Origin of the sequence: Mycobacterium sp. SMC-8, assembly GCF_025263565.1 — a bacterium.
Classification (GTDB): domain Bacteria; phylum Actinomycetota; class Actinomycetes; order Mycobacteriales; family Mycobacteriaceae; genus Mycobacterium.
Genome location: NZ_CP079865.1, coordinates 4,781,804 through 4,795,509 on the forward strand (window position 1 = coordinate 4,781,804; position 13,706 = coordinate 4,795,509).

Consider the following 13,706-nt stretch of genomic DNA (forward strand, 5'->3'; position numbering starts at 1 on the left):
TCCACCGGGACGGCAGGCAATCGGTGACTACTCGCTGCCGCCCGAGTCCTCACCGCCGGACTTCTGCCCGTCCGAATCCTTGTCGTCCGCCGTCGCCGCCGAGGAGTCGTCCGTCTCGGGGGCGGCGTCGTCGTTTTCGGTTTCGGCGATTTCAGTTTCGGCGATTTCGGTGTCGTCGGCCTCGGTGTCGTCGATCTCTTCGTCCTCCACCGCCGGTTCATCGTCGCCCAGGTCGTCCGACCGACCGAGGTCGTCCCGGTCCTCGTCGGTCGACACGAACTGCGCCGTCGGTGCGGTGCGGGCCGCATCGACCGTGTCGGCGCCGCCCTCGGGGGCCGGTTCCGCCGGCGGCTCTTCAGGGCCGGGCTCGGCCGGCGGATCCTCTGGTTCAGGTTCAGGTTCAGGTTCTGGCTCGGGTTCGGTGGGCATTCCCGGCTGCGCAGGCAGATAGGACCGGTCGTAGGCGGACTCGACGATCTCCTTGAGCGGACCGTTGAGCGCGTCGGCCAGCTTGATCAAACCGATCCAGCGCAGCGGCTCGAGCAAGGGAAGATTCTCGGTCGGGATGAAGACGTATGTCGTCCTGCCTTCGCGCCAAACGTAATTCGCCGGGTCGTAGAGGTCGACCTCCTCGTAGTTAGGGTGAACGAACGTAAAGCCGGCGAACGCGTTGGCCAATGCGAGCAAGTTCAGCTTGTCCGGGAAATCGGCCGCCAGATCGTACTGGCGCGCGACGTCGAGCACCTCGTACTCGCTGTCGGGGACCACCTGGCCCCAGTCGACGTGCGCACCACCGTGTTTGCGGCCGGGATTGCCGATCAGCACGAAGCTGAGATTCTCCGGGCTCGGCGCGCCCTCGGTGCCGCCATACTCAGCGATCCAGTTCGCCGCCACGCGGGCGCCCTGGCTGTATCCGAAGACGATCTGGCGCGATTGCCCGGGATCCGGCATCGGCTGGCGCAGCGCGGTGTCGAGTCGATCCACCCCCTGTGACCGGAGCAGGTACGGGTACGGCACCGGCGAACAGGAGCGCTGCGCGGCGCAGACCTCGCCGTGCAGGTCATCGTCATTGCCTCCGGGCAACAGGCTCAGCGTCAGCACCCGCGCCTGCTCGGGCAGGTAGGAGAACTCAGCCGCGGCCTGCGGAGCCGACCCGACGGCGTGGAGTACCACAACAGGTGCCGCCGCGGCGGCGGCCGCCGCGAGCCATCTGGCCCGACGCCGCCCCCCGCGGTCCCCGTCGCCTCCGCAAGCCGTTCCGTTCCCTCCACTTGTCGTCATTGGCGCTCCCCCCAGCACTCATATCCCATTCGTTTGCTGATTGGCTTGAGCGTACGCGTGCCGCGTCATGATCACCTGCATTTGGTGGCACCGTCACAGGGAATCGTGTCCTGGGCCGTTCAGTCACCGAGGAGTAACCGCTCATCGCCTTCGGCAAACGTGAATTTCGTTTGCTGGCTACCGGAACGGTGCGCGCTACCGTACCCGGTCTGCGACGAAGTTCGCCGCCTCCTCGACCATGCCGTTATCGACATAGGAGAAGTGCGCCGGCAGGTTGAATCCACGCGAGCAGAATGGATCGTCAAGGCTGCACAGGTCGATCGACTTCGGCCCGTAGGCGCCGCTCATGGCGGGCAACGGACCGCCACCTCGGATGTCGCGCAACGGATTTCCGAAGACGGCCACGGCGGCGACATGGTCGGCGACGTGCGGCGGCATCGGCGTGGGGGTGAACCGGCCCAGCGGCCGCGGGTCGACGGTGATCAAATCGATGACGCCGGCGCCCTGCGACATGCCGCCCAGCACCAGCTTGGTATCGGGGCAGTTGGCGGCCATCCACTGCACCCGGCCGGACGCGTCTGCTGCCCCGAGCGGCGCCGATTCATCGAAGTCGAAACCGGCCGGATAGTTCACCGCATATGCGCCCACCGACTTGCCGCCGACCTTGGGCCGCAACGCATTGACGAAGGCGTCGCCGACCCAGCCGAGACCGGGCTCGGCGCCGGTTCCTCGTGCGAAGATCACCTCGATGTCCGGACACGGGTCCGCCGCCGCGGTCGGCGCCGCGACCCCGGTCTGCCATAACCCGGCCGAAACCGCGACTGCCGCACCGACACTGCCGAGAACGCGCCTCACCTGCATGTGTCCATGCTGTCACATCGCTGTGAGTGCACCGGCCGAACCACCTCTGAGCAGCGCGTTCAGGCGAAGGTGTAGTCGGTGAACGGGAAGTTGTCGTTCTCGCGGTTGGTCTGGTTGGTCGACGCGGGACGAACCAGCGTCTCCCCACTCGGGCTGAAGTAGTAGGAGCGCGAGCGTGAGCAGTCGCCCCGCCGGAACACCGTCTTGCCCAACAGCTTCGACATCCGCTCGCTGAACCGGGTGGTGGCGTCCTCGGTCACCTCGAACGTCGTCGCGTCGCGCCGCTTCAGCTCACCGAAGAGCCGATCCATGTGGCGCATCTGGTATTCCATGGTGTTGAAGTAGGACAACCCGCTGGTGGCGTAGGGTCCGGCCAGGCTCAGGAAGTTCGGAAAGGCCGGTACCGTGACGCCCTGGTAGGTCTTGAAGCCGTTGTCGCGCCACCATTTTCCGAGATTGCGGGCATCACGGCCGATCACCTCGATCGCCGGGATGTTCGCCTCCCAGATATCGAACCCGGTACAGAGCACCAAGGTGTCGATCTCGTTCTTGGTGCCGTCACAGGCCACGATGCCGTCGGATTCCACCCGCTCGATTCCGGAGGTCTGCAGGTGCACGTGCGGCTTGGCCAACGTGCGGTAGTAGGAGTTCGAGTACGTCGGCCGCTTGCATCCGAAGTCGTAATCCGGCGTCAGCTTGGTGCGTAGCTCCTTGTCCCGGATCGACACGAACCGCAGGGCCTGCGAGAGATAGGAGGCGCCGACGTTGAGCTGGCGGAAGTACTTGTAGTTCAGCACCGACAGGATCATCATCACTTCGAGATTCGCGTCGGTGGTGAACCGGAAGGCGCGCTGCAGCAGCGGAATCCGGGTGAACAGCCGGCGCACCAACGGCGGGATCGGGAAGTCGAACTTGGGCACCACATGGATCGGCGTGCGTTGGTACACGGTGAGCTCGGCGGCCGACTTGGACAGCTCGGGGATCAGCTGGACGGCGGTGGCGCCGGTACCGATCAGTCCGATGCGCTCACCGGCGGGGGAGTAGTCGTCATCCCAGTCCATGCTGTGCACGATGCGGCCCGCGAAGTCCTCGATACCGGGGATGTCGGGGGTGCGGGGCTGCGACAGGTAACCGGTGGCGGTGATCAGGAATCGCGACGTCAGCGTCTCGCCGTTCGACAGCGTCACCTGCCACTGCTTGGCGTCCTCGTCCCAGCGCGCGCCGTCGACGGGGCTGTTGAACCGCATGTGCCGGCGCACGTCGTACTTGTCGGCAACATGCTCGGCGTAGGCCTTGAGCTCACTTCCGGGAGCGTAGAGCCGGGACCACTTCGGATTGGGCTCGAACCAGTACGAATAGGTCGCCGACGGGATGTCGACAGCCAGCCCCGGATAGTGGTTGACGTGCCATGTTCCCCCCAGATCGTCCTCACGGTCGACGATCAGGATGTTGTCGTAACCCATTTTCCTGAGCTGGATCGCGGCGCCCATGCCGCCGAATCCAGCTCCTACGACGATCGCGTCGTATTGCGCATCCATGGCCATCAACGCTACCTCACAGCAAATCAAGCCCCCGACCAGTGGATCTTAGGCCGCCGGCGTCGGGAGCGCTTGTCGGTCGCCCTCGGCACACCACGAAGCCCCGGCGTGTGCCGGGGCTCCGGGCGGGCGTCCGAGACGTCGGCGGCCTCGAGTTTCGGGGAGGCTACTCCGAGGAGCCGGAGTCAGACGACCCAGAATCACCGGACGACGAATCCGCCGACGAGTCGGAGTCCGAGGAGTCTGCGGAGTCCGCGGAGTCCTCGGATTCACCGGCCTCATCGTCGTCCTTCGCGGCCTCGGCCGTCTCGGCGTCCTCGTCGGCCTCGGCCGCGGCGGCCTCGTCGTCCGTGCTCGTCTCGGTGTCGTCGTCGACGGCGCCGAGGTCCTCGACGTCGTCCTTGACACCGGTCGTGTCCTTGGCGCCATCGCTGTCCTCGACCGCCTCCACCGGCTCGGCGGCCTCGGTGACGTCCTCGGCCTCCTCGGCGGGAGTGGCGTCGACGACGTCGTCCTCGGTGACCGGCGCCGTGTTGAATGCCACGCGGGCCACGCTGGTGTCCACGACGTCGTTGCGGCTGTAGCCCTTGTCGATCTTGGCCTTCAGCTCGGCCTCTCGCGGCGCGAGGAACGGCAGCAGCTGAACCAGCGGCAACTTGGCGGTCGGCACCAGGTAGTTCGTCACCTTGCCGCCCGCGTCGTTGTACTCGACGCTGGTGATGTACTCGTCCTTGAGGTCGGCGAACATCATCGGCACGTGCACGAAGATGCCGCCGGCGATGGCGTTGGCGACCGCCAGGAAGTTCCACCACCGGTCCGGCAGGTCGGCCAGGCCGTCGTACTCCCCGGTGACCACCTTGACCTCGTACTGCGAATCCGGCGCCGGTTGGTAGGTGTAGTCGTACCGGCTGTTGTAGCGCGCCTTGTTGATCAGCTTCTGCCGGCTGGAGTCGGCGACCACGATGAAGGTGAGCTCGTCGGCCTGCGGCGCGTTGGGATCCTGCGCCAGCTGCCGCAGCACCTCGGTCACCACCAGCGAGCCGGCGGACAGACCGACGATCTTGACCTGCTCCTTGGGCAGCAGGTTGCCGTCGGCGTCCCGTTCGAGCTTGCCGACGGCGGTGCCGATCGCCGCCTGCAGGTTGGTGATGCCGATGTTGATCGACTGACCCAGGGTGTAGGTGCTGCCCGTATAGGGCTTCGCTTCCGCGGGCCACCCGATGCTGACCCGCTCCATCCCGTGCAGCTCGTCCTTGAGGATCTGAGCCATCACGAGATCGTGCATTGACGGTGTTGCCAGACCGCCGACGACAAGCCCTGACGGGCTGCTCGTACCCGCCGCGGCGGTGGACAGCGCCAGCGCCACCGAAGCAAAGGCGGTGCCGGCTGCTACTCCCGCCTTACGAAAGCCTTTACGCATGTGATCTCCCCGATGTGTAGCGATGACGTGATCCGCCGTCTCCGACGCGACAGAAGCATATTGCGCTTCCGTCAACCTTTGCGCAGCAAAATCTGCATATTTCTAATTGACGTAGATGTAGCAAAATTGCTTTATATTGCTGTTATTCGCTGTTATGCATTCTCTACAATGGTAGAGAATCTCATATAACCGCCGCCGGCGAAAGGCCGCGTCTCACCTACGTGAGTCTAGCCAGGGGAGTGACGTGCAGATTCAGGTACTAGATGTGCCTACCTGGGCCGATCCCAGACAAAATTACATTGACGTAAATTGATGCTGTATAGCGCGTCAATATTTGCAATCCGCTCGTAGCTGGCCACCAGCCCGCTAAAAAAATTAGTTGGTCTGTACCAACCCGATCAGCACAAGATCGACAGTGAGCAGACCCGACGGCCCGCGACGCAACCCCGCGATGGCGGCGTGTCCATGCTGTGATAACGGGCGCGCCACCCTCGGTTCGCCTACCGGATGCGCCAACCCCGTCCGCGGCAAAGCGATCAGCAGCTGTACGCCTGGAATCGGCCGGTATGCCGCCGCAAGGGCTGCCATCCGCTTGCGACGGCTAAAGCACCAGGTCAGGATGCGTGCGATGCGCGGCGATGGCCGTGCATGCCACACCCGTTTGCCCGTGCACTTGATCAAGTTTGCTACAGCGGTCGCTCCCGGCGCCCGGCTCCGGTACAGTGCTGTTCGTTTGACGGGGGTCAAGCAGATCGGCAGTCGCGACGGCCGGCTGCTGCGGGCGCCACCGGAGCACGGCTCACCCATGGTCCACGAGGAAGGCACTCTCTTGAATAGAGCGACGAAGGTTGCGATGACCGCGGCTGCCCTGCCGTTTGCTGCGTTCCCGCTGGCATTCGGTGGTTCGGTCGCCGCGGCAGCCCAGATCGTCCCGGGCGGTCCGGCCGCCGTGCTGCATCACGGTCCGACCCCGTGGGCGATGGACGACAACCTCGGCGGCGTTCTCTGCGAGGAACCCAAGGTCTGCAATGCGGTGAACTACCAGTGGATCCTGCCGCTCGGGACGATCGAGCTGGGGGTCACCGAAAACGTGCGAGCCCTCGATTTCGCGATCAAGAATCTGCCGTCGGACCCCGGGGCGCCCGAGGACAAGATCGTCTACGCGTTCAGCGGAGGCGCGAGGGTGGCCTCGGTGTGGCTCAAGAACCACGGCCGCGACCACGAGGGCAGTACCGCGACGCCGGCGCCGGACGATCTGTCGTTCGTCCTGATCGGTAACGGCGGGCGCAAGTACGGCGGGCTCAACGGCTGGTGGTACGGCGATGCGCTGCTCACGCCCACCGACACCGACTACGCCGTGGTCGACATCGCCCGCGAATACGACCCGATCGCCGACTTCCCGGCCAACCCGTTCAACCTGCTGGCCCTCGCCAACGCGATCGCGGCCTTCGATTACGTCCACATGGCTTACGACGAGGTCGATCTCGACGATCCCGACAACATCGTGTGGACCGAGCGCAACACCACCTACGTCCACGTGCCGACCAAGAATCTGCCGCTGCTGCAGGGTTTCCGCGATTTCGGCCTCGGCTGGCTCGTCGAGAGCTGGGAGGAGCCGCTGCGCGCGATCATCGACCAGGCCTACGACCGCACCTGGCTGGAGGGCCGCGAGCCGCAGGGCGGGCAGCAGGCCGCACGCGCCGCCGTCGACGCGGCGGCCACCGGCGACCGGACGGCCGACGACGCCGCTGACGAGGTCACCGACACCGCGGCCGAGGTCACCGCGGTGGGTCATGTGAACGGCGCCGGCGACACCGACGAGGACGACACCGCCGAGCGCGACTCCGGCGACCGGGACGAGGACGCCGTCGTCGACGAGACCGGCGTCAACGAGATCGGCGCCGACGAGACCGGCGCCGACGACGCCGACCCGTCGGCATCGGTAGACGAGGACACCGCCGCCGACACCGCCGCCGGGACCGAGGCCGACTCCGGGACCGGTGAGTCCGACGACGCCGCCACCGCCCGAGACGCCGCGGATGACAGCGATTCGGGCCCGAAGGGCAGTGATTCCGGCGACGGGGGCGGCGGCGAGGCCTGAGCCGGGTCCGGCGCGGCCGCTATTCTTCCCGGGTGGCATCCGCAGACGCAGCACGACTGTCCGGGAAAGTCGCCTTCATCACCGGCGGCGCATCAGGGATCGGTGCCGCGCTCACCGCCAAGCTCGCCGGGGCCGGCGCGCAGGTGTGGATCGCAGACCGTCAGTACCAGGCCGCGCAGAGCCTCGCACAACAGCTGCAGGGAGTCGGCGCGCCGGTGCACGCGGTCGAACTCGACGTGCGCGACCCGGCGGCGTTCGGCGCAGCGGTCGGCAGCACCGTCGACTCCGCCGGCCGCATCGACTATCTGTTCAACAACGCCGGTATCGGCATCGGCGGCGAGGTCGACACCCTCACCCTCGACGACTGGACCGACATCATCGACGTGAACCTGCGCGGCGTGATCCACGGTGTCCAGGCTGCCTATCCGATCATGATCAAGCAGGGCAGCGGCCACATCATCAACACCGCGTCAATGGCCGGGCTGGTCACCACCTCCGCGCAAGCCGGCTACTCGGCGACCAAGCATGCCGTCGTGGCGTTGTCGAAGACCATGCGGGTGGAAGCCGCCACGCACGGCGTGCGCGTGTCGGTCCTGTGCCCCGGTGTGGTGCGGACGCCGATCCTGTCCGGCGGGGCCTACGGCCGCAACACGAGTGTCAGCCGGGAGAACCTCGTCAAGCTCGGCGAGGCGCTGCGCCCGATGGACGCCGATGTGTTCGCGGACAGGGCCCTGCGCGCCGTGCTGCGCAACGAGGCCATCATCGTGGTGCCGCGATGGTGGAAGGCGCTGTGGTATCTGGAGCGACTGTCACCGGGGCTGTCGATGCGCACCGCCGCGGTCGCGCTCAAACGCACCCGCGAGGTGCAGTCAGCCGTACCGCCGCAGTAACGCCCGTTCCTTGCGCGGACTCAGCGCCGCCAGCCGGACCTCGCCGCCGTAGTGCGCGACCACCCGCCGGTCCATCACCCGCCGCCACAACGGCGGGACGAGCGCCAGCAGCACCATCGTGGCGTAGCCGGACGGCAGTTGGGGAGCCTCGTCGGCGTGGCAGAGCGCCTGATACCGCCGATGCGGATTGGCGTGATGGTCGGAGTGGCGCTGCAGATGGAAGAGGAACACGTTGGAGATCACCGAGTTGCTGTTCCAGCTGTGCGCCGGGCGGACCTGCTGGTAGCTGCCGTCGGGACGGCGCTGCCGCCGCAGTCCGTAGTGCTCCAGGTAGTTGATCGTCTCCAGCAGGCAGAGCCCGATCACCGCCTGGCCGAGCAACCACGGTAGGACCTGCACCCCGAACACGGCGACCAGCACCGCGAACAGCGCCGCGGTCATCGCCCAGGAGTTCAGCGCGTCGTTGCGCAAGCTCCACGCCGACTTTCCGCGCCGGGCCAGTCGGCGCCGCTCGAGCGACCACGCCGAGCGCAGGCTGCCCAGGATGGACCGGAGCAGAAACGCATACAGGGTCTCACCGAGGCGCGAGCTGGCCGGATCCTCCGGGGTGGCGACGCGGGCGTGGTGGCCGCGGTTGTGCTCGACGAAGAAGTGCCCGTAGCCGGTCTGGGCCAGCGCCACCTTGCTGAGCCAGCGTTCCGACCGCGCCCGCTGATGGCCGAGTTCGTGGGCGATGTTGATCGCGACGCCGCCGATGCCACCGACAGTGAGCATCAGGCCGATCTTGTCGGGCAGGCTCATCGTGGCGGCTTCGGCGTTCCACAGCCAGCAGGCCAGTGCCAGGGACAGGTACTGAGCGGGCAGGTAGAGATAGGTGGCCCAGCGGTAGAAGCGGTCGTTCTCCAGATGCGTCAGCGCGCTGTCGGGCGGATTGTCGGAGTCCGGCCCGACCAGGAAATCGAGCGCCGGTATCACCACCATCATCAACGCCGGGCCGGACCACCAGAACCCGCCCCACCCGGTCAGTGTCGCGGCGGCCCAGGACATCGGCACCAGCGTCGGAATCACCAGGCCGAGCAGCCAGACGTACCGCTTGCGGTCCCGCCAGGCTGGAGCAACCTCCGACACCAGACCTTTCCGTACCTGAGTGCGCTGCTGGATCGGCATTGCCCGAAGATTCCTCCTCTTAGCCGACGGTCTCCTGATCATCGCAACGGCGAGCGACGATTGGGTAACGTCGTCATACCATTGGAGCAAGCCAGGGGCAATCGTGTGAGCGAAGCAAGCCCTCGGCGCGCTGTCAGGCAGGTCCCATGATACCGATTGCTGGCCGACACACGGGGACCTCCGGCCACGCGCGTTTCCGGTGGCCGCCCCGCCGCAGTGCAGCAAAGCTGCCGATCGTGGGCGTTCAGGACATCATCGACGAGATCGCGGCGGCGAGTTCGGGGGAGTCCGACGAACCGAGGAGCTGATAGCTGCCGCCGGTGATCTGCGCGACCGACTCCCAGGTGGGCCGGTCGGCATCGTCACCGAAGTCGATGATGTTGACCGCCACCGGACGATCCGGGTTGAACGCCCCCCGGATGTAGTCCTGCAGGCCCGCGGGACCCAGCGATTGGTCGGTGTGGGGGCCCGCGGTGATGACCAGGACCGAGTTCTTCTGCCCTTCCCGGTATTTCGACAATGCGTCGGCGTAGACCAGCCGCAGCGTGGTGAACGACACCGCACCGCCGCCGGAAGGATTCTGCGCGTCCAGTGCTGCGGTGAGCGCGTCAGCACGCGGGGTTCCGTCGACCTGGTCGGCCAGGGGTCCGAGGTCGACCTCCGGGCGCCCCTGTACACCGTCGAACGTCCACAGCCCCACAGCCGAATCGGGCGGGAGCACCGCCAGCCGGGCTTTGAGCGCGTTGACGACGTTGCGCAGGCGCGGCGAGCCGCCCTCGTCGGTCGGCATCGACTGGTCCAGCATCACCGTGACGGTCGGGCTCTGTAACGGGGTGGTCAGCGTCTCGGCGATCGTGGTGCGCAGCGCGTCATCGCCGACCTGCAGCGGCGCTGACACCGGCGCGAAGTCAACGACATCGCTGGCCGGAGGGGCGGTGCCCTCGACCCGGAACCCGGCGTTGGCCAGGTCGGTGAGCTGCTCGGGTTTGCGCATGAACCGCGCGAACTCGCTGGCCGCGGTGACCTGCTCCTGGGACAGCCAGTCCCCGGCCAGCAGCACGGTCGGGAAGTCGGCGGTCGGGGTCGGCCCCGGCGGGATCCACGCGGTCAGCTTGTTCTTGGCGTCGGTGAGCGACGCACCGCGTTCGAACACCCGCTGTTCGGTGGTGGCCACCGCGTGCACGGGCGCCGCGGCGGGATCCGGGGCGTTGACGAGGGCGTCGAGCGCGGTGTCTGCGGTGCGGTCGGCCAAGTCGGGCGCGCGGGACATCACGGTGCTGACCGCCCCCAGGCCCGCGCTTGCGCTGGCGCCCGAGGGCGCCGCGGCGGCGGCGATCGCCTCCGCGGCCAGGTAGGACGCGTCGCTGTCCGCCTCGAGCGGCAAGGCCAGCCGCAGCCCGCCCCAGCCGGTCAGGCCGAGACCGTCCAGTGCGGCCGGGTCAGTCTGCAGCCTTGGCAGGGTTCCCCAGTTCTGTTGACCAAGAGCGGCTTTGAGCGCAGGAGCGACGGCGAGCACGACGGGGGAGGTGACCAGGGAGCGGCTGTCGCTGACGGTCTCGGCGCCCGTCGCGGCCTCCAGCAGGGCCGCCGACACCGAACTGGCCGGGACCCACAACGCAGGTCGCTCACCCAGGTCGGCCGGCCACTGTTCGGCGAAACCGTTGACCACCTGATCGGAGTCGGCGGACTTGACGCCGATCTTGACGCACCGGTCCCCGACAGGGTCGGCCGTCTCGTTGTATCGCTCGGCGAGCGCACCGACCGGCTCGGCGATCGCCGGATCTGCGACCACCGCGACCGCGACCTCGCCCGCGACGCACCGGGCGGCCGCCTCATCGGAGCGACCGGACAGCGAATCGCCGACGAAGCGCCACAGGATGACCGCGGCGACCACGACGACCACCGCCACCAGCGCGACGATCACACCCATGCTGACGCCGCGCCGGCCGGGCGTCACCGCACGGTGACTGCCCGTCCATTCGCCGCCCTGCCAGTCACCGCTGTACTGCGCACCGCCGCTCGACGAGGCCGCCTCACCCGTGGTGTCAGGCTCGGACCCGCCGCGCGAGTCGTCCGGATCGGGGAGGCTATGCCGGCCCATGCCAGCCTTCGCTGCACACGCTGCTCACGTCCTTGTTCGGTAACCGGTCGGGGTGGGCTGTCCTGCGTCAGCCAACGTTACTAGCTGCCTTGTACTCCCTGCGCCGGCGATGCAGGATCGGTTCGGTGTAGCCGTTGGGCTGCTCGGCGCCGGACAGGATCAGTTCCTGGGCGGCCTGGAATGCGATGTTGTTGTCGGGATCGGTTGCCATGGGCCGGAAATCGGGGTCCTTGGCGTTCTGCTCGTCGACGACGGCCGCCATCCGGCGCAGGCTGGCCTTGACGTCGTCGGCGGTGATCACACCGTGGCGCAGCCAGTTGGCCAGCAGCTGGCTGGAGATGCGCAGTGTGGCGCGGTCCTCCATGAGTGCGACGTCGTGGATGTCGGGCACCTTGGAGCAGCCGACACCGGCGTCGATCCAACGCACGACATACCCGAGGATCGACTGGCAGTTGTTGTCGACCTCTTCGCGGATCTCGTCGGACTCCCACGCCAGTTCCTTGGCCAGCGGGATGGTCAGCAGCTCGTCGACCGTGCTGCGGCGCTCGCCGGCGAGTTCGCGCTGCACCGCGAACACGTCCACCTGGTGGTAGTGCATGGCGTGCAGGGTGGCCGCCGTCGGTGAGGGCACCCACGCGGTCGTGGCGCCCGCCTTGGGCTGGCCGATCTTCTGCTCCACCATGTCGGCCATCAGGTCGGTCATCGCCCACATGCCCTTGCCGATCTGGGCCTTGCCGGAGAACCCGGTCTCCAGGCCGATGTCGACGTTCTGGTTCTCGTAGGCGGTGATCCACTCGGTGGACTTCATCGCGCCCTTGCGGATCATCGGCCCGGCGTCCATCGAGGTGTGGATCTCGTCGCCGGTGCGGTCCAGGAAGCCGGTGTTGATGAACACCACCCGGTCGGCGGCGGCCTTGATGCAGGCCTTGAGGTTGAGCGTGGTTCGCCGCTCCTCGTCCATGATGCCGACCTTGAGGGTGTTGGGCGGCAGGCCGAGCACATCCTCGACGCGGCTGAACAGCTCGCAGGTGAAGGCCACCTCTTCCGGGCCGTGCATCTTGGGTTTGACGATGTAGACCGAACCGGTCCGGCTGTTGACCAGCGGGCCGTTGTTGTCGCCGGTGCGCAGGCCGTGGATGCCGATGAGGCTGGTGAACAGCGCATCCTGGATCCCCTCGGGCACCTCTGCGCCGTCCTGCCCGTCGGCGTCGAACACGATCGCGTCGTTGGTCATCAGGTGGCCGACGTTGCGCACGAACAGCAGGCTGCGGCCCGGCAGGGTGAGCTCACCCGACCCGTCCGGGGTGGTGAAGGTGCGGTCCGGGTTGAGCACCCGGGTGAACGTCTTGCCGCCCTTGCTGACCTCCTCGGCGAGGTCGCCGCGGTTCAGGCCGAGCCAGTTGCGGTAGCCGAGCACCTTGTCGTCGGCGTCGACCGCAGCGACCGAGTCTTCGAAGTCCATGATCGTGGTGATCGCCGACTCCAGCACGACGTCCTTGATGCCGGCCTTGTCGGTCGAGCCGATCGGGGAATCGGCGTCGATCAGGATCTCGATGTGCAGGCCGTGGTTGGCCAGCAGCACCGAGGTCGGCGCATCGGCCGCGCCGAGGTATCCGACGAACTGCGCGGGATCCTTGAGCGCGACCGACCCACCGTCGTCCAGCGTGGCGGCGAGGTGACCGTCGTCGAGCGTGAGCCCGGTGATGTCGGTCCACGAGCCCGACGCGAGCGGGGCCGCACCGTCGAGGAACGTGCGGGCGTAGGCGATGACCTTGTCGCCGCGCACCGGGTTGTACCTCGTACCCGGTTCGGCGCCGCCCTCCTCGGAGATCACGTCGGTGCCGTAGAGCGCGTCGTACAACGAACCCCAACGCGCATTGGCGGCGTTCAGCGCGAAGCGGGCGTTGAGGATCGGCACCACCAGCTGCGGACCCGCAGTCGTGGTGATCTCGTCGTCGACGCCGGCGGTGGTGATGGCGAAGTCGCCCGGCTCGGGCTCCAGGTAACCGATGTCGGTGAGGAACTGCTTGTAGTCCTCGGGCTCGAATCCGCCGATCACCCGGGCGCGGTGCCAACGGTCGATCTGCGCCTGCAGATTGTCACGGCGGGCCAGCAGCTCCTGGTTGCGCGGAGTCAGATCCGCCACCACCTTGTCGACGCCGGACCAAAAGGTGTCCGGGTCGATGCCGGTTCCGGGCAGCGCCTCGTTGTTGATGAAGTCGTACAGCACGGGGGCGACGCGCAAATTACCCACCGTCACGCGATCGGTCATGATTCCTCCCTCGCTTGACGCGGGCCTGCGTCCCGCCGTTGGCAGTGTCTGTCGGTGTCGACGGTTCAGCTTACC

Annotated in this window: 9 protein-coding genes; 2 read left to right on the plus strand and 7 right to left on the minus strand. The window is 67.3% G+C overall.

Annotation, left to right across the window (positions count from 1 at the left end; translation table 11 throughout):
• Nucleotides 1-27: 27 nt before the first annotated feature.
• The 4 genes from KXD97_RS23050 to KXD97_RS23065 form a co-directional block, all read right to left on the minus strand.
• A complete protein-coding gene (locus tag KXD97_RS23050; RefSeq protein ID WP_260752692.1) occupies nt 28-1,281 on the minus strand; it encodes a PE-PPE domain-containing protein in 1,254 nt (417 codons plus the stop codon).
• Nucleotides 1,282-1,476: 195 nt separating this feature from the next.
• Entirely contained in the window at nt 1,477-2,142 is a 666-nt protein-coding gene (locus tag KXD97_RS23055) for a cutinase family protein (RefSeq protein WP_260752693.1), read from the minus strand.
• Between the two features lie 59 nt (nt 2,143-2,201).
• Nucleotides 2,202-3,686, minus strand: a complete 1,485-nt coding sequence (locus KXD97_RS23060) for an NAD(P)/FAD-dependent oxidoreductase (protein ID WP_260752694.1) — start codon at nt 3,684-3,686, stop codon at nt 2,202-2,204.
• 160 nt (nt 3,687-3,846) lie between these two features.
• Nucleotides 3,847-5,100: a PE-PPE domain-containing protein gene (locus tag KXD97_RS23065; RefSeq protein ID WP_260752695.1), complete on the minus strand. Its 1,254-nt coding sequence runs from the start codon at nt 5,098-5,100 to the stop codon at nt 3,847-3,849.
• Between the two features lie 853 nt (nt 5,101-5,953).
• Here KXD97_RS23065 and KXD97_RS23070 point away from each other — a divergent pair.
• Together KXD97_RS23070 and KXD97_RS23075 are read left to right on the plus strand one after the other, a co-directional pair.
• Complete coding sequence (locus KXD97_RS23070; protein WP_260752696.1) at nt 5,954-7,201, plus strand: PE-PPE domain-containing protein; 1,248 nt, start codon at nt 5,954-5,956, stop codon at nt 7,199-7,201.
• 32 nt (nt 7,202-7,233) lie between these two features.
• A complete protein-coding gene (locus tag KXD97_RS23075) occupies nt 7,234-8,091 on the plus strand; it encodes an SDR family oxidoreductase (RefSeq protein ID WP_260752697.1) in 858 nt (285 codons plus the stop codon).
• Here the strand turns inward: KXD97_RS23075 and KXD97_RS23080 are convergent.
• The 3 genes from KXD97_RS23080 to KXD97_RS23090 all read right to left on the minus strand — a co-directional run bounded on the left by KXD97_RS23080 (nt 8,071) and on the right by KXD97_RS23090 (nt 13,631).
• The gene (locus KXD97_RS23080; protein WP_260752698.1) at nt 8,071-9,258 is read right to left on the minus strand and encodes an alkane 1-monooxygenase; all 1,188 of its coding nucleotides are present in this window, start codon (nt 9,256-9,258) and stop codon (nt 8,071-8,073) included. The two genes, KXD97_RS23075 and KXD97_RS23080, sit on opposite strands and share 21 nt — an antisense overlap.
• Before the next feature lie 244 nt (nt 9,259-9,502).
• Nucleotides 9,503-11,359 (minus strand): hypothetical protein, encoded by a 1,857-nt coding sequence (locus tag KXD97_RS23085; RefSeq protein WP_260752699.1) that lies wholly within the window; start codon nt 11,357-11,359, stop codon nt 9,503-9,505.
• A 67-nt stretch (nt 11,360-11,426) separates the two neighbouring features.
• On the minus strand, nt 11,427-13,631 hold the full coding sequence (locus tag KXD97_RS23090) for a malate synthase G (protein WP_260752700.1): 2,205 nt from the start codon (nt 13,629-13,631) through the stop codon (nt 11,427-11,429).
• Between the last annotated feature and the right edge of the window lie 75 nt (nt 13,632-13,706).